Genomic DNA, 15,837 nt, shown 5'->3' on the forward strand with positions numbered 1-15,837 from the left:
ATCCTTTCCTATTGGGAATTCTTCTGTGTGACAAAGAATTTGGCGATGCCCGTCATGTCAAAAAGTTTCTGAATCTGCGCAGGAACTTCCTGTACTTCAAAGCGAGCTTCCATTCCATGTCTGGCCTTCAGAACAGATAACAGGATACCAATCCCTGTACTATCGATATACTTCAATTCTTTCATGTTAATCACAAGATCCTGTTCCTTGTTATCCACGAGCGGCTCCATCACCAAGCGGAAGTCAGGAGCAACCGACAAATCCAGTTCGCCAGTCAGATACACCGTGCACACGCCGTCCTGAGTTTCAGTTCTTGCATTGAATTTTTCATTTTTATTTGTATTCATTAGACATCTCTCTCCTGATCAATGGTTTCCTTACCTAATAACCCAACTTCAGCATGAGTGAATCAGAAAGAAGTTTGGAAAATGTTTCAATTGGCCTGATTCATGGCTGAAGGGCCTGGTTCTAACATTTGTCGTTGTTTCTGAAACTGGGCTATTTTCTGTTTTACATTGCCCATTTTCACCGGTTTACTAATATAATCATCCATGCCGGCAGCAATACAGCGCTGCTGAATACCTTCCATTACGTTAGCAGTCATGGCTATAATGATTGGCTGATTAGACTGGGACAGACTCTCTCGAATCCGCCGTGTACATTCCAAACCGTCCATCACAGGCATCTGCAGATCCATAAACACATAGTCATAGGGATAACGGCTGCCGTTTACCATATCGAGTGCGCTCTGTCCATCTTCAGCAATGTCTGAGAGCAACCCCAGCTTACCAAGCATAATCGCCATCAACTTCTGGTTGATCGGATGATCATCCACAATTAATACCGTAGGATATTTATTCTCATTTTTCACATCCGTTGGTTTCTCTTCCCCGTTCCTCTGGACCAGTTCAGTTTCTACATAACGTTTCGCCTGAATTGTAAATACAAACGTCGCTCCCCGTTGCTCTGTTGTATCCAGATAGATCTGTCCACCCATCATTTCAACCAGAGTCTTGCATATTGCCAGTCCTAAGCCAGTTCCACCGTATTTACGTGTCATGGATGTATCCAACTGGGAAAAAGGCTGGAACAGGCGATCCACTTTGTCTGAAGCGATACCTATCCCGGTGTCTTTAACAGCAAACTCCAATGCCATTTGTCCCTCTTTTTCTTCATTCACTGACACAATCAAATATACGCCACCCTGGTCTGTAAATTTGATTGCATTGGCAATAAGATTCAAGAGAACCTGACGTAGCCTTGCCATATCCCCATAGATTAATTCAGGTACAGAATCTTCCAGGAAATAATCCAGTTCCAGATTCTTTTTGCCTGCTTCTGCAGCAAACAATCCCAGCACTTCCCGAATACAGGAGACAAGTTCAAAAGGATGCTCTTCAAGTTCCATTTTGCCTGATTCCATCTTGGTAAAATCAAGAATGTCATTGATAACCGTGACAAGTGCATCTGCGCTGCGACGAACGATGTCTGCATATTCCTTCTGATCTTCCCTCAGTTCCGTTTCCATCAGCAGATCAACCATACCGATAACTCCGTTCATCGGTGTACGAATCTCATGACTCATCATTGCCAGGAACTCAGTCTTTGCATTGGCTGCAATTTCTGCTTCTTCCTTGGCCTGAATGAGTTGTTGGTTCATCTTCTCCAGTTCCTGTGTCTTCTGGTGAAGAAGCATGGTCTGTGTCTTCAAACGTTTATTGGTGATAAACATCTCCACAAAGCCCTCGATTTTGGATTTCAAAATCTGAGGAATAAATGGCTTAACCATGTAATCAATGGCCCCGGCCGAATATCCGGCAAACAAGTGCTCAGCCTCTCTGCTATTCGCAGAGATGAATATGATCGGCACATCCTTGGACTTGTCCCGTGCCTTAATTAACTTTGCTGTCTCAATTCCGTCCATTCCAGGCATCTGTACATCAAGTACGATAACCGCAAATTCGTCTTTTAGCAGACAGCGGAGTGCCTCTTCTCCAGAAGTTGCCTTAACGAGTTTATATTGTTCCGATTCCAGAACTGCTTCAAGAGCAAGCAAGTTCTCAGGGCGGTCATCTACCAATAATATATGGATTGGTTCATTGAGCCCCATGGCTAACCCTAACCCCCTATTTGATCTTCCGGTATATTTTTTCGGTCCGGTCTAATGGCTCATAGGTATCACTGAACTCTGTAAAATGTATCGATTCTTTAGACCCCAGAACCAGAATACCAAAGTGGCTCAAGCTCTCGTGAAACAGCCCATGCACATGGTTCCGCAATTCATCATTGAAATAAATCATGACATTGCGGCAAAAGATAACATTAAACTCATTAAATGACCGGTCTGTTGCCAGATTGTGCTCGGCGAATATGATGTTCTTCCTTAGAAAAGGATGAAATATCACCGAATTATATTTCGCTGTATAGTACTCGGAGAAGGCTCTGGTACCCCCTGCCTCCAAATAATTTGTAGTAAACAGTTTCATTTTCTCAATACCGTAGACGCCTTCTTTGGCCTGCTGCAATGAGCGATCATTCATATCCGTTGCGTAGATTCTTGCCTTGTCATACAGCCCTTCCTCATGCAACATGATGGCCATGGAATAGACTTCCTCTCCCGTAGAGCAACCCGCATGCCATATTCGGATATACGGATAGGTTCTCAGAATAGGAATAATCTGTTCCCGAAACATTCGGAAAAGCGAGGGATCTCGAAACATTTCCGTCACAGGGATGGACAAATTCTGTACAAAACGTTCAAACGCGGAACGGTCATGAAGCACACGCTCCTGCAAGCCGGATATGCTCTTAACACCTTCGGCATGTGCATGATGCCAGATTCTTCGTTTCAGGGATGGCAGTGCATAGTTTCTAAAATCATATCCATATAAACGGTGCATGCCTTCCAACAGCAACTCAATCTCGATCAGCTCGCGCTCTTCATCTTGCGGCATACGGACCAAATCTGCCCCCGTCTCGGTAGGTTCCCACGGTGTCATAAATTCTCTCCACTTCTTCATTTGTTACTTGCGTATTCGTCGTATTGTCTTTCATTACCCAAACAATGTACTTACGAATAATGAACTTACGAATACAGCCATACGCGCATTAAGGATAATAATTGATCCGTCTGGATCGGTTTTTTCACATAATCAGATGCTCCGGCCTCAATACACTTGCCTCGATCCTCTTTCATGGCTTTAGCCGTAAGCGCGATAATCGGCAACTTTTCAAACTGCGGAATCTGTCTGATTCGTGTCATCGCTTCATAACCGTCCATTTCTGGCATCATCATGTCCATCAGTACCAGATCAATTTCCGGATTTTTCTCCAGAATCTCCAGAGCCTCACGGCCGTTCTCTGCAAACGTTACATCCATGCGATAGCCTTCAAGGACACTTGAAAGGGCAAATACATTACGAATATCGTCATCTACAAGCAATATTTTCTTGCCTTCAAACAACGTTTCCTTGTTGTGCAGCTTCTGCAAGATTCGACGCTTGTCTTCCGGCAAATTGGCCTCTACCCGATGTAGGAACAATGTAGTTTCATCCAGCAAACGTTCCGGTGACTTCACATCCTTGATAATGATCGATTCCGCGTATTTACGCAGCTTCATTTCTTCCTTGGAATCCAGTTCTTTGCCTGTATAAATTATAATCGGCAGATCGTTCAGATATTCATCATCCCGAATCTGGTCGAGCAACTCGAATCCGGTCATATCCGTTAACATCAGATCCAGTACCATGCAGTCATAACGCTGGGTGTGTAACTCATTCAAAGCCTCACTGCCTGTGGATACTGCTGTGATTGCCACATCGTCATGACCAATCAATTCAATAATGGCTTTACGCTGAATCTCATCATCTTCCACAATCAACAATTGTTTCAACTGATTCTCGGTATAGGATTTGATATGCGAGAAAGCTTTATCCAGTGAATCCTTGCTGGAAGGTTTTTTCAGATACGCGATAGCGCCCATCATCAGACCTTGCTTCATATCATCAATAACCGAAATGACATGTACCGGGATGTGGCGTGTTGCCGAACTGCTCTTCAGCTCACCCAGAATGGTCCAACCGTCCATAACCGGCAATTGAATATCCAGAATAATGGCATCCGGGAGATATTGACGTGCCATTTCAAGTCCTTTATCCCCTTGCAGGGCAACAAGTGCCTTGAATCCTCTTCCTCTGGCCATATCCATCAAAATATGTGCAAAGTTCACGTCATCCTCAATAATGAGAAGGATTTTGTCACCTTCCATCAGATTTTCCCGATCATCTTCGATCTGCGTTACTTCAGGCGTATGGGTAGGAGAAAGGTCCGTACCTACGCTACGCTCCGGATCAGGAGAGAGAATGGACTGATGACTTGAAAGCATGGTCCGTGTTTCCATGGACTGTTCATACAGCCCCTCTGAAGATACTGCAGCTTCTTTTGAAGCACCTTCCTCGGCCAGGGCTTCCTCTTCATGATTATCCGGCAGGTACAAGGTAAAGCAGCTACCTTCGCCCTCCGATGATTCCACCTGTATTGCACCACCAAGCAAACGTGCCAGTTCCCTGCTAATGGACAATCCCAGACCAGTTCCGCCGTATTTCCGACTTGTTGTCCCATCCACTTGCTGGAACGCTTCAAAGATCAGATCCGTCTTGTCCGATGGAATACCAATGCCGGTGTCTTTTACACTAAATCCGAGATATTCCTGATTCGTGTTCATGTAACCCGGCAGCTCTTCCGGTTTCATCCGTCGTCCAATCAGACTGACCGAACCACGATTGGTAAACTTGAACGCGTTCGACAACAAATTCCGTAAAATCTGTTTGACGCGATGACTGTCGGTGTAGACCCATTCCGGTAAATCGCTGTCGAACTCGATGTTCAAATTCAGCTCTTTTTTATTCGCCATCGGTCCAAAGTTTTGCTGAACAAAGCTGGTCAGTTCTTCCATTCGAACCGTCTCATAATTGATATCCATCTTGCCTGCGTCCACTTTGGACAGATCCAGAATCTCATCAATCATCTTCAGCAGATCCGCACCCGACATGTAGATGGTTTGTGCGTATTCCTGCTGCTTGTCAGTCAGATTACCACCCTTGTTCTCCGACAATAACTGGGACAAAATGAGCAGACTGTTCAATGGTGTACGGAGTTCATGTGACATATTCGCTAAAAATTCGGACTTGTACTTGCTTGTCATCGACAGCTGTGTAGCTTGCTGTTCCAACTGTGTCTTCGTTTTCTCAATTTCGTCATTTTTCTCTTCAACTTCACGCACCTGCTCTTCAAGCGCCCGCGTCTTGGCAATGAGTTCCGTATTAAAATGTTCCAGTTCTTCCTGCTGACGCTGTAGCAACTCCTCAGATCGTTTAAGCGCCTCTGTCTGCTCCTCCAGATTCTCATTGGAACGACGAAGTTCTTCTTGCTGTGTCTGCAATTCTTCCGATTGAACCTGCAGTTCCTCAGTCAGTGCCTGGGATTCACGTAGCAGCTCCTCCACACGCAAACGACGTCGAACGTTGTTCAAAATTACGCCCAGGTTCATAATCAGTTGTGTGAATAACTGCTTGTGCAGTTCATTGAAACCTTCAAAGGAAGCCACTTCAACTACACCAATCAGTTCATCTTCAAACACGACAGGATAGATCATGATACCCGCAGCACGTGTTGAGCCTGAAGCTGAACCAATATGCACGTAATCTTCGGGCGTATTTTCCAGAATAATCGGTGTCATATCCAGCGCGGCTTGACCAATCAGGCCTTCCCCGATGCGATACATTTCCTTACCAACATCTTCGTTCTCTTCAAATGCGTATGCACCGTAACGTCTCAGTTCGTCGGGATGTTTCTCCTCATCGATCAGATAGACGACACCCAACTGAGCACCAAGCACAGGTGTGAACTCACTGATAAACATCTGTGAAATTTGGCGAATGGAGCCAATCCCCCGAAGCAGCTCCGGGACTCTTGCGATGTTCGAACTCATCCAGTTTTGATCCTGCTGAGCCTGCACATAAGCCCTCTCGATCTCCAGTTTTTCTTCCAGATCACTGGATACATCTTTGAACACACTGGCAATCTGACCAATCTCATCGGTTGATTTGACCTGTATGCGCCGAATGGTTCGGTAACGCCCTTTACCAAAGCTGGTAATCATCATAGATACAGTGTTCAGACCCCGTGTAATACTCGGCAGCACCCACAGAATGACACCCAATGCAAGCAACAACCCGGCAATCATGATACTTATCGTGATCTGTACTGCTCTCGTATACGCTTCGTTAGCGTTCTTGATCTCAGCATCAATCTCTTGGTCCTGATAACGTGAAAGAGCATTCAAACTATCCACAGTTTCTTTTTGCACCGCGAGTCCTGTTGAATTGCGGTAGTTATTCGCATCTTCTACCCGGTTTTGGGACATCAGGTTGATCTGTCTCGTTGCATAAGATGTATAAGCGGTCCACGCCGTATTCACACGATCCACCAGTTGATGTTCAGGTGCACTGTCTGCCCGGTTTCTCACTTCTGCGAGGTAACCATCCCCCCGATCCTTCATCTCCTTCAGGTCACCCTCAGCAGCATTAATCGAATTGTTCGGATTCAATAACAAGTTAGCCAGCACTTTGGCTATATCATTGACCTCTCCACGTGCAGCAGAAGTGAACCTTACTTTGAGATAACGTTCCTGATACATCTGATCAATCTGTTGATTACTGCTGTTTAACCGTTCATAACTCACAAACGTGAGCACGATCAAAATGGCCATCAGAGCGGTAAAACCAATCAGCAGTTTATTCCTGATCTTCATTCATCCCCCGCCCCTTTATTCAAAGTAATCCAGACCAGACATTTATCATCATCCCGCTCTTGGGGAATTTCGTCGTCAAAAAACATGGCCTGCATAGCAGCTTCATTCCACTGATGTGAGCCGGTCAGTTTTTCGATCAGGAATTCATGTTGTTCTTCCTGCCCGCCCTGAACAGCTTCCAATAATCCATCCGTATAGAGTGCAATATGCCCGTCACCCTCATAATGGATCGTTTGTGGTTCAATATCCATCTTGTCAAATAAACCAACAGGACAGCAGACGCTGTCAAATGTGGTGACACTGCCGTCGTTTCGGAAAAATAAAGCAGGTGGATGCCCTGCATTAACATAATCAATACGTTTCATCCGTGTATCAACGACCAGATAAATTGCCGTGAAATAATACTGCACCAATTGTTTTTCCAGATGGAGCTGGTTAAAACGACGGTTCAACTCCTGAATGACCTTCTCTGGATCCACATAAGTGGTAACCGTATCTTTCAACACAGAAGCAATAAACATGGTAAACAGGGATGAAGATATCCCGTGTCCCATCATGTCGAGCAGCAGTACTCCGTAACGGCCTTCCCCAAGGGGGTACCAAGAATACAGATCACCCGCAAGCTCAAAGGATGGTTTATAGATGGCATGCACTTGGAACAACGGGTCCCTAATTGCCGGACTTAATACAGCATTTTGGACCATCGCTGCCAACTTGAGCTCATCCTGAATACGTTGATCACGCTCTTTATGCCAATCCTTCTCCTGTTTCAAACGAAGTGCGAGTCGAATTCTGGCCATCAGTTCGACTTTATTAATCGGCTTGGTCACATAATCAGATGCACCAGCATCCAATGCTTCGGCAAGTTTCTTGGAGTCTCCGATGGCAGTCACCATAATAATCGGTATATCCTTCAGATTCTCAAATTTCTGCACAATACTGCAGGCTTCGATACCGTCCATCTCAGGCATCATCATATCTAGCAAAATCAGGTCAATATCCGACGGTCTTGGACGAAGTTCGTTGCTTTCCTCCCCAATTCCTAACACTTCAAACATTTCCATGGCGGAACTCGCCGTTACAATGTCACGATAGTTTTCTTTTTTCAGAATTTCTCGAATGATAATGACATTCGTCGGATTGTCGTCAACAATAAGTATTCTCATTGATATCTCCTTATCTGTGGCGTCCGGGTTTGTCGATTCTTATTAGGTTAAAACAAACGTTGATTATACAAATTTTGCATACAAAACGGCAGTAGACATAATAATTCCTAGTATAACTATAATCGTAAAAACAAAAAACTTCTATCAGTAAATGGCACCATCGTAGGGGAATATCCCCGCGACTCACCCTGTTTTTGCAGCGCCCTGATCCCGCTTCCAAACTTGCAAAAACATAGATAAGGAATGGGGAAAGCCCCATTCCTTATCTATGTTTTTGATTAAGCATTTTACATAAATGATTCAGAAGCTTGTCCATGTTCAGCAAACTTCAACTTATCGAGTTAATCTTTCTTTTTAGCAATAACGAGTACTTTACCCTTGTCGAGTTCACTCTCGTAGAAGTCCGCTTCGGCTTCGGTAAAGCCCATCGAAACAATTTTGGCCCGGAGTTCATCACCACGTGAGCGGAACAGATTCGCCAAGGAATCAAATACGCCTTCTTCCTTTATGCCAATTTCTTTGGCATCTGCTGTATCGGCAATTCGATCTGTACGATCCTTCTCATGGGCGAGAACAAAGATTTGATCAGCAAGGTATCCGGTAATCTGCAATTCTTTCACCGCTTCTACCGCCTGGACTCCGTTTTCTACCACTTTTGCATAAGCTTGCTCATTGGTTGAATTCATCGTTTCCACTCTCCTCTGATTTAATCTTCTGTATCGAGCTACTTAGTATATAACCATACTATATGGGTTTGAAACGATTTGGTAATAACCAATCCTAGGAAACTGTGTCATCAAAAAGATCAATGCCTTCAATCTGCTGAGATCCTGACTTCATATATACCTTCAGAGCCTGGTCTCCACGGAGAAACACTTCTCCGTCCTCTGCCACATAATAAGGTTTCCCTAGAGCATGATGGATCGCTTCAATATTCATCTCAATTCTCTTTCCGTTTAACATGATGTGATTCTCAGATGCATCGATATGCACATATTGAATGACATCCGTATCTTCACACAAGCCAACCTTCACATCATGAAAGTGATATTCAGGACATCCCAGATAAGGATCTTCCTGCTTATGCCCCGGCTGGCCCTTATTGGCCAACAAATCATCCATGGTGTCATCCAGAGAAATGCCATTCAGAGTCCGAAAATGCTGGAAAGTCTCGGATCGATCAACAGCCAGAGTTACCTCTGACGCCTTCTCTTCCATTACCGTCCATTGCATATCGTGAGCAGCGGGTACCGCTGCCGGTTGAACGGAAAAGGGAGAAATTACGCTAAACATCACAAGCAGTAGTTTCATCATGATTCTCACCCTTTCATCAGGTTCATCACCGCTCTGAAGGCTTCTTCATGGGTTACAAAGCGGTCATGTTACTTGCGCATCCGTTGCCATACGTTCGCTGCAACATCAACATACTTCATCCAGTTTTTCCCGCCCTTAGCTTCACCATTATATGTAGCTTCATAGGATTGCAGGGTACGATCCGTTGATGTAGCAGGCGGTGCAGTTACATGAACCGCTTCAGCATGCTTGGTCTGTTCAGCGTTGTTACGTTTGGTCTGAAATTTCGCCATCAGCGTTGTGGAGACTTGTTTGGCTGCTGCCGTCACTTCATTCAACACTTCTCCCAGATTCTCAACAGATTCCATAACAGGATCAATTTTTTTCATTTTGTGTTGTACATCCACCGTAATATCATTGGCATGTCTTACCGTCTGCTTCACTTCATAACTAAGTTCATCAATGGTTTTCTGTACCTCCTGCAATGTCTGTGAGACATTGTCCAAAGAACCCTGAGCGGATTTCAAGGTACGAATTAAAAAGAATACCAGTACTGCAAATGCCACTGCAATCAGGGCCACACTAATTTGATAGATCATAGAAGAACCTCTCTTTCCATATGTGCATCAGTTTGTTATTGCTATAGTTACCCGGCGATTTCCCGGACGAAACAATATTATATATCCCTTCATATATGCCTTCGCTTGGAAAAAAAACCAATGTTTCAAGCGGTTAGCACTCGGTTAAAGTTAGACTACACAAGGCGGTGAGGTGAACACAACTCACTCCACAATCAATTATACGAAAGGATGAATACTTATGTTGAAATGGTCTGTATTATTTCTAATTATTGCACTGGTAGCAGGTATTTTTGGATTCTTCGGTATTGTTGAAGCAGCTGCTTCAATCGCGAAAGTACTCTTCTTCATCTTTGTTGTACTGTTCGTAATCTCCCTGATTACGGGACGTAGCCGAATGCGATAACCTCAGGCTCTGATATGTCTGAGTGTTTACTAAACGATTACATACAAAAGCCGATCGTGCTCCCAAGCCGATTGGCTTTTGTGCGTTCAGGCATAGGTCAACTTTTCTATATTATGTATTGCACTCCCTTCTGCTTTATTCCAATCCGCTCTCGTATGAATCCCAAAAAAAACAGGACCTTTTTGAGATAGCCAACCCGGTTTTATCCCACTGAAGTATGATATTTACAGGCTTGCTATATACCCACATATGAGCCAGTTGACACTGGAGAATGCAAGAAAATATTGTTATAATTTGTGATTCATAAGGGTGCTTGCTTGGTTACTTGTAATCAGGACAACATTTTACATACCTACCGAGGAGGAAAAACAAAATGAAAAAAATCGTAAGTTTTGCCGCTGCTTTAACGTTGATGGGTTCGATGGCTGCCGCTGCGGGTGCGGAGGAAGCGGTTACTGGAACGGTAAATCCGGAAACAGGAACTGAGGCTACAACAACGACAACGACCACAACAACTCCAGCTGTTGAAGTCAACAAACCTGCTGTAGAAACAGTAGAAGGTACTGCTGAGACGGTAACAGGTACAACAGTAGACACTACAGGTGCAGAAGGTACTTCAACTACAACTGAAACGCCAGCTACGACTACAGATGAGAAAATGTTTGAAGAGCCACTCGTAAAACCAGGTGATGAAGTACTGGCACCAACGATGTTGCTGAACCTTCTGGAGCGCACTTGGTTCTATGATGCACCTAACGGTAAACCAATCGGTGCATTAGGCTCCCAAGTCATCGATACAACAGGTGAAGTGGTTGATGGATTCGATGGCGGCGAGTGGGTACAAGTATACACTTGGAAAGGCAAAGCGTGGATCCACGTTGCCATTCAATAACATCGTATAATCGTTCTAACGATAAGTAAAGAGGACAGCACGCACAATCGCGGCTGTCCTCTTTTCATTTTCCAAGATGTTCACTCCCTGTTCAAGGGTTCCTTGTGACTTCTTCCGTCTTTGGTTCCACATGTACATGTACATGCATGATGTTATGCGATCGCTTCAACCGCTCTTCAACACGGTCACAGATCTGATGGCCTTCAATCAAGCTTAGGCCTCCGTCCACTTCAATGACTACATCCACAAGTACATGACTGCCGTGCACACGTGCCTTCACATCCTTGATCATCTCAACACCGGGAACGCGTGCTACGGAGGATCTGAGATCCGTCAGTTCCTTCTGGTCAAATCCATCGGTAAGACGATGTGTAGAATCCCGAAAAATCTCCCAAGCCGTTTTGCAGATCAACAGACCTACAGCAATGGCAGCTACTTTATCCAGCCATGGAAGTCCAAACTGCGCACCTATAATTCCAATTGCAGCACCTATGCTGACCCAGGCATCGGAACGATTATCTTTCGCCGCAGCCATCAGAGCCTGACTATTAATTTGTTTTGCCAGACGGTGATTGTAACGGTACACGCCTAACATCACCACAGCACAGACTACAGCCACCGCTGCCGCCCACAGGTTTGGAGCAACAAAGGCTCCTTCATACCAGGAGCGAACGGCTTCAACCAATACTTGCAGCCCAACCATAGCCATAATAAATGAAGCTACCAAAGCAGCAACCGTCTCCGCTCTAAAATGACCATAGGCATGATCCGAATCAGGTGGTTTCTGCGAGATCCGAAGCCCGATCAATACAGCAATGGATGCCACAATATCCGTAAGGTTATTAAAACCATCGGCCAGCAAGGCGCTGGAAGCAAATAAATATCCACAGATCAGCTTAAAAGCGGACAAGACGAGATAGGCTACGATACTAACCCAAGCCCCTCGCTCCCCTTTTCGAATTTCTTCATAAGCGTTCAAACCGGGCGACACCCCTTTAACGTTTCGTATTACGGTTTTTCCATGTTACCAAATGCGGAGCGTGTGGGTCTACAGAAACAGTGTTGCCAGGTTGCATTGCTGTAGGCAAGCCGAAACAAAGTTGCCAGACGGCAGGGCTGTAGTTATTGAGAAAAAATGTTGGCCTGGGTAAAACCAAAGGTTTTGAGCATTTTATCAGGTTGCCCTTGTAGGGCTTTTGTAAAACGTATAAAATAGGTACATCCCGTCCAATCTGGACGGCTCACTGTAAGACCGGGAGGGAAATAACGATGAGCGAAAATAACGAACCGAAAAAGGTCAGTTTGCAGGATGCTATACGCCAAAAACTGGCGCAAAAGAAAGAACAAGCAAATTCTGGTAACCAATCCAGCGCCTACTTTGAAGGCGGACCTAAAGCGATGAAGAGTCAAAACAACAAAAAGCCTAACAACCAACGTCGCCGTACTGGTGGATCTTAGGTCTTAAAGCCGCCGAGAAACCATTGAATTACAAAAAGAACCGCAAGCCCTCTTCACAGAGGCTTGCGGTTCTTTGGTGTTCCTATAATCATGTGCCGCAGATGATGCTTAGATTAAGCTTCTACCGGATACATTTTATTGCGCAGTTCTTTGATTTCATCACTTTCCAGATATTCGTCATAGCTCATTTGGCGATCGATGATGCCTGTTGGCGTAATTTCGATAATCCGGTTAGCAATCGTTTGGATGAACTGATGGTCATGGGATGTAAACAGCATTGTGCCGTCAAAGTCAATCATACCGTTATTCAGTGCTGTGATGGATTCAAGATCCAAGTGGTTCGTTGGCTCATCCAGAATCAGTGCGTTTGCACCTGTCTGCATCATTTTCGCCAGCATACAACGAACCTTCTCCCCCCCGGAGAGTACGCTAGCCTTCTTCTGGGACTCCTCACCGGAGAACAGCATACGGCCCAAGAATCCACGCAGATACGTTTCATCCTGATCTTTCGAATACTGACGGAGCCAATCCACGAGAGTCATGTCTACACCGTCAAAATACTGAGAGTTGTCTTTCGGGAAATAAGCCTGAGTCGTCGTTATACCCCAAGTATATTCGCCGCTATCTGCTTCGGTTTCACCCATGAGAATATCAAATAACAGTGATTTGGCATTTCCGTTCGGGCCAACAAATGCAATTTTGTCACCTTTGTTCACCACAAAGCTCACATCATTCAACATTTTCACACCATCGATGGATTTGTCAATACGATCTACCGTCAGCAATTGTTTACCTGCTTCACGTTCAGGCTTGAAGTTGATAAACGGGTATTTACGGTTGGATGGACGAAGGTCATCCAATGTGATTTTGTCGAGTGTTTTCTTCCGGGAAGTCGCCTGTTTGGACTTCGAAGCGTTCGCAGAGAAACGTTGAATAAAGGCTTGTAGCTCTTTAATCTTCTCTTCTTTTTTCTTGTTGGCATCCCGCTGCAGAGCAAGTGCCAATTGGCTGGACTCATACCAGAAGTCATAGTTACCTACGTACATCTGGATTTTACCGAAGTCAATATCTGCGATATGCGTACATACCTTGTTCAGGAAGTGACGGTCATGGGATACCACAATAACGGTACCTTCATAATCCATCAGGAAGTTCTCCAGCCATTGAATGGATTCGAGATCCAAGTGGTTGGTAGGCTCATCGAGCAACAGGTTGTTTGGACGGCCAAACAACGCTTGTGCCAGCAATACACGGACTTTTTCGTTTCCGCTCAGCTCTATCATTTTTTTGTCATGCATGTCACGAACAATGCCAAGACCGATCAGGAGCGCCGCTGCATCTGGTTCAGCATCCCAGCCGTTTTGCTCAGCGAATTCCCCTTCAAGCTCACCTGCACGCAAACCGTCTTCTTCTGTGAAGTCTGCCTTCGCATACAAAGCATCCTTCTCTTTCATGATGGAATACAGACGACTATGACCCATAATTACCGTTTCGAGAACCGGATACTCATCATATTCAAAGTGGTTTTGCTTCAAAACGGCCATACGTTCGCCCGGGGTGATGTGCACCTCTCCCGAGTTGGCTTCAATCTCACCAGACAAAATTTTCAAGAATGTTGATTTGCCGGCTCCGTTGGCGCCGATGAGGCCGTAACAGTTTCCTGGTGTGAATTTGATATTTACATCTTCAAAAAGTGCACGTTTTCCGTAGCGGAGCGTGATGCCGCTTGTACTGATCATTAAGCATACCATCCTTTATTGGTTAATCTGCATACTGCATGAATAGCAAGTTGCGTAAATCATGGATTCAATATCCCGATGCCTATTCTGGCACCATATTATAACACAAAAAAGCGGCAAATTCGAAAATTGGCCGCTTTTTACTTATTAAAGATTTGGTAAATGTACTGTTCATGCAGGCATACCCCTACATTAACATATTTGGCTCGCTTTTGTTAGCCCTGTTTACCTTCCTCGTGGTGAATGCGGAGTGTCTCGCCATGACCAAGCACTCGAATCCGCTCTTTACCAATGCCTAGCCGTTCACGTTCAACTTCCAGCCGATCCAGCGCTTCCTTGGGCGTATCATCCGCCAGCTTGAATGTGCCGTAATGCATTGGAACCATGAGCTGTGAACCGGATTCAACGAACCCCTGCAGCGCTTCTTCGGGTGTCACATGCTGAGAAGTCATGAACCATTCCGGATCGTAGGCACCGATGGGCATCAGGGTAACCCCAATGTCAAAGCGTTCTCCAATCGTTTTGAAACCCTGGAAGTAACCTGTATCACCCACAAAATACAACACAGGCGGACCGCCGGATGTTTTGGATGTTTCGTCCTTCCCTGATTCCGTGGATGATTCATCCTGATTGTTCGTTGTTGCAGCACTTTCCGCTGCTGAATTCGTTGCCGAATGATTCGATTCCAATACATAACCGCCCCAATGAGACGTATTGGTATCAAACAACGTTCGGCGCGTCCAGTGCTGTGCAGGAACAAAAGTTATTTTGACTCCGCCAAGTGTCATATGATCCCACCATTTCATCTCCTGGCATCGATGAAATCCTTTGCGAATCATCTTGCGCTTCAGACCATCGGGTACGATGAGCAACGTCTTGGCTGTAATCAGCTTACGCAAGGAAGCCAGATGCAGATGATCATAGTGGGAATGGGATATCAGAATCACATCCAACGGTGGAATATCCTGAATCGGAATGCCGGGGGCACCGAGCCTTCGTTGAAATCCCATTTTTTCGGCCCACACCGGGTCAGTCACGATGTTCAATCCATAATATTGAATGAAAAACGTGGAGTGTCCAATCCAGGTAATACTTGTGTCATCCCGGTTGGCATGCAGATAATCCAGTTCAGGCGGGTGTTTGGGCACGGTGTAGGTGTAGTCCTTCACTTTGCTCCGCCGTTGCTCCCTCCATTGTTTGAATTCCTTCAGCGTTTTGTCCGTACTTACATTATCGATATTGTTATAACGGATTTTCGGCATGAAAGGGCCCTCCTCCCTTCCTCATTTCTTAACAACAGATTACCCCAAACGGGAATGGACGTACCAACCAATCAATCCTTTGGGTTCTTATATACGGCCAGATATATAAACAGAAAGACAATAGCAGCCGCAATGATCAGTGGAGGGGCGTACATAATGGTGAATGTCTCAAAAAAGCTCAATCCGGTTATACCGGGTATTCCCGTGACTCCCTCAGTAGTGACCATGAACA

15 protein-coding genes are annotated in these 15,837 nt (G+C 45.2%); 3 read left to right on the top strand and 12 right to left on the bottom strand.

Annotated features, from left to right (window positions below; genetic code table 11):
- Positions 1–8: 8 nt before the first annotated feature.
- The 8 genes from MHI48_RS25865 to MHI48_RS25900 form a co-directional block, all read right to left on the bottom strand.
- The gene (locus tag MHI48_RS25865) at positions 9–347 is read right to left on the bottom strand and encodes an STAS domain-containing protein (RefSeq protein WP_036606989.1); all 339 of its coding nucleotides are present in this window, start codon (positions 345–347) and stop codon (positions 9–11) included.
- A gap of 86 nt (positions 348–433) precedes the next feature.
- The gene (locus MHI48_RS25870; protein ID WP_076328907.1) at positions 434–2,110 is read right to left on the bottom strand and encodes a response regulator; all 1,677 of its coding nucleotides are present in this window, start codon (positions 2,108–2,110) and stop codon (positions 434–436) included.
- 16 nt (positions 2,111–2,126) lie between these two features.
- Positions 2,127–2,999, bottom strand: a complete 873-nt coding sequence (locus MHI48_RS25875) for a protein-glutamate O-methyltransferase CheR (RefSeq protein ID WP_036606984.1) — start codon at positions 2,997–2,999, stop codon at positions 2,127–2,129.
- Between the two features lie 86 nt (positions 3,000–3,085).
- On the bottom strand, positions 3,086–6,811 hold the full coding sequence (locus MHI48_RS25880) for a response regulator (RefSeq protein ID WP_405142185.1): 3,726 nt from the start codon (positions 6,809–6,811) through the stop codon (positions 3,086–3,088).
- On the bottom strand, positions 6,808–7,977 hold the full coding sequence (locus tag MHI48_RS25885) for a PP2C family protein-serine/threonine phosphatase (protein ID WP_036606980.1): 1,170 nt from the start codon (positions 7,975–7,977) through the stop codon (positions 6,808–6,810). Before MHI48_RS25885 ends, MHI48_RS25880 begins: the two co-directional genes overlap by 4 nt.
- 341 nt (positions 7,978–8,318) lie before the next feature.
- Complete coding sequence (locus MHI48_RS25890) at positions 8,319–8,663, bottom strand: general stress protein (RefSeq protein ID WP_017692267.1); 345 nt, start codon at positions 8,661–8,663, stop codon at positions 8,319–8,321.
- A 94-nt stretch (positions 8,664–8,757) separates the two neighbouring features.
- Positions 8,758–9,291: a hypothetical protein gene (locus MHI48_RS25895; RefSeq protein WP_076328906.1), complete on the bottom strand. Its 534-nt coding sequence runs from the start codon at positions 9,289–9,291 to the stop codon at positions 8,758–8,760.
- 68 nt (positions 9,292–9,359) lie between these two features.
- Positions 9,360–9,869 (bottom strand): DUF948 domain-containing protein, encoded by a 510-nt coding sequence (locus tag MHI48_RS25900; protein ID WP_036606976.1) that lies wholly within the window; start codon positions 9,867–9,869, stop codon positions 9,360–9,362.
- 220 nt (positions 9,870–10,089) lie between these two features.
- Between MHI48_RS25900 and MHI48_RS25905 the strand changes: the two genes are divergently transcribed.
- Both MHI48_RS25905 and MHI48_RS25910 read left to right on the top strand, forming a co-directional pair.
- Entirely contained in the window at positions 10,090–10,254 is a 165-nt protein-coding gene (locus MHI48_RS25905; RefSeq protein WP_017692264.1) for a DUF1328 domain-containing protein, read from the top strand.
- 373 nt (positions 10,255–10,627) lie between these two features.
- Positions 10,628–11,146, top strand: coding sequence for a hypothetical protein (locus tag MHI48_RS25910; protein WP_143781127.1), 519 nt, complete (start codon positions 10,628–10,630; stop codon positions 11,144–11,146).
- Between the two features lie 91 nt (positions 11,147–11,237).
- Here the strand turns inward: MHI48_RS25910 and MHI48_RS25915 are convergent, their stop codons facing one another.
- On the bottom strand, positions 11,238–12,125 hold the full coding sequence (locus tag MHI48_RS25915; protein ID WP_036606974.1) for a cation diffusion facilitator family transporter: 888 nt from the start codon (positions 12,123–12,125) through the stop codon (positions 11,238–11,240).
- Between the two features lie 290 nt (positions 12,126–12,415).
- On the opposite strand from MHI48_RS25915, the gene MHI48_RS25920 reads away from it, so the two are divergent.
- Positions 12,416–12,604, top strand: a complete 189-nt coding sequence (locus MHI48_RS25920; RefSeq protein ID WP_017692261.1) for a hypothetical protein — start codon at positions 12,416–12,418, stop codon at positions 12,602–12,604.
- 113 nt (positions 12,605–12,717) lie between these two features.
- Here the strand turns inward: MHI48_RS25920 and MHI48_RS25925 are convergent, their stop codons facing one another.
- From MHI48_RS25925 to cydS, 3 genes are all read right to left on the bottom strand, one after another.
- A complete protein-coding gene (locus MHI48_RS25925; protein WP_036606972.1) occupies positions 12,718–14,343 on the bottom strand; it encodes an ABC-F family ATP-binding cassette domain-containing protein in 1,626 nt (541 codons plus the stop codon).
- 215 nt (positions 14,344–14,558) lie between these two features.
- Entirely contained in the window at positions 14,559–15,605 is a 1,047-nt protein-coding gene (locus MHI48_RS25930; RefSeq protein ID WP_076328905.1) for an MBL fold metallo-hydrolase, read from the bottom strand.
- Between the two features lie 71 nt (positions 15,606–15,676).
- Entirely contained in the window at positions 15,677–15,832 is a 156-nt protein-coding gene (gene cydS, locus MHI48_RS25935) for a cytochrome bd oxidase small subunit CydS (RefSeq protein WP_165790098.1), read from the bottom strand.
- Positions 15,833–15,837 lie beyond the last annotated feature (5 nt).

Origin of the sequence: Paenibacillus sp. FSL H7-0942, assembly GCF_045040715.1 — a bacterium.
Lineage (GTDB): Bacteria > Bacillota > Bacilli > Paenibacillales > Paenibacillaceae > Paenibacillus > Paenibacillus amylolyticus.

What these genes read in the sequence shown, in the direction of transcription:
- MHI48_RS25865 (WP_036606989.1), bottom strand. Translation starts at nt 347, where the DNA reads ATGAATACAAATAAAAATGAAAAATTCAATGCAAGAACTGAAACTCAG.
- MHI48_RS25870 (WP_076328907.1), bottom strand. Translation starts at nt 2,110, where the DNA reads ATGGGGCTCAATGAACCAATCCATATATTATTGGTAGATGACCGCCCT.
- MHI48_RS25875 (WP_036606984.1), bottom strand. Translation starts at nt 2,999, where the DNA reads ATGACACCGTGGGAACCTACCGAGACGGGGGCAGATTTGGTCCGTATG.
- MHI48_RS25880 (WP_405142185.1), bottom strand. Translation starts at nt 6,811, where the DNA reads ATGAAGATCAGGAATAAACTGCTGATTGGTTTTACCGCTCTGATGGCC.
- MHI48_RS25885 (WP_036606980.1), bottom strand. Translation starts at nt 7,977, where the DNA reads ATGAGAATACTTATTGTTGACGACAATCCGACGAATGTCATTATCATT.
- MHI48_RS25890 (WP_017692267.1), bottom strand. Translation starts at nt 8,663, where the DNA reads ATGAATTCAACCAATGAGCAAGCTTATGCAAAAGTGGTAGAAAACGGA.
- MHI48_RS25895 (WP_076328906.1), bottom strand. Translation starts at nt 9,291, where the DNA reads ATGATGAAACTACTGCTTGTGATGTTTAGCGTAATTTCTCCCTTTTCC.
- MHI48_RS25900 (WP_036606976.1), bottom strand. Translation starts at nt 9,869, where the DNA reads ATGATCTATCAAATTAGTGTGGCCCTGATTGCAGTGGCATTTGCAGTA.
- MHI48_RS25905 (WP_017692264.1), top strand. Translation starts at nt 10,090, where the DNA reads ATGTTGAAATGGTCTGTATTATTTCTAATTATTGCACTGGTAGCAGGT.
- MHI48_RS25910 (WP_143781127.1), top strand. Translation starts at nt 10,628, where the DNA reads ATGAAAAAAATCGTAAGTTTTGCCGCTGCTTTAACGTTGATGGGTTCG.
- MHI48_RS25920 (WP_017692261.1), top strand. Translation starts at nt 12,416, where the DNA reads ATGAGCGAAAATAACGAACCGAAAAAGGTCAGTTTGCAGGATGCTATA.
- MHI48_RS25925 (WP_036606972.1), bottom strand. Translation starts at nt 14,343, where the DNA reads ATGATCAGTACAAGCGGCATCACGCTCCGCTACGGAAAACGTGCACTT.
- MHI48_RS25930 (WP_076328905.1), bottom strand. Translation starts at nt 15,605, where the DNA reads ATGCCGAAAATCCGTTATAACAATATCGATAATGTAAGTACGGACAAA.
- cydS (WP_165790098.1), bottom strand. Translation starts at nt 15,832, where the DNA reads ATGGTCACTACTGAGGGAGTCACGGGAATACCCGGTATAACCGGATTG.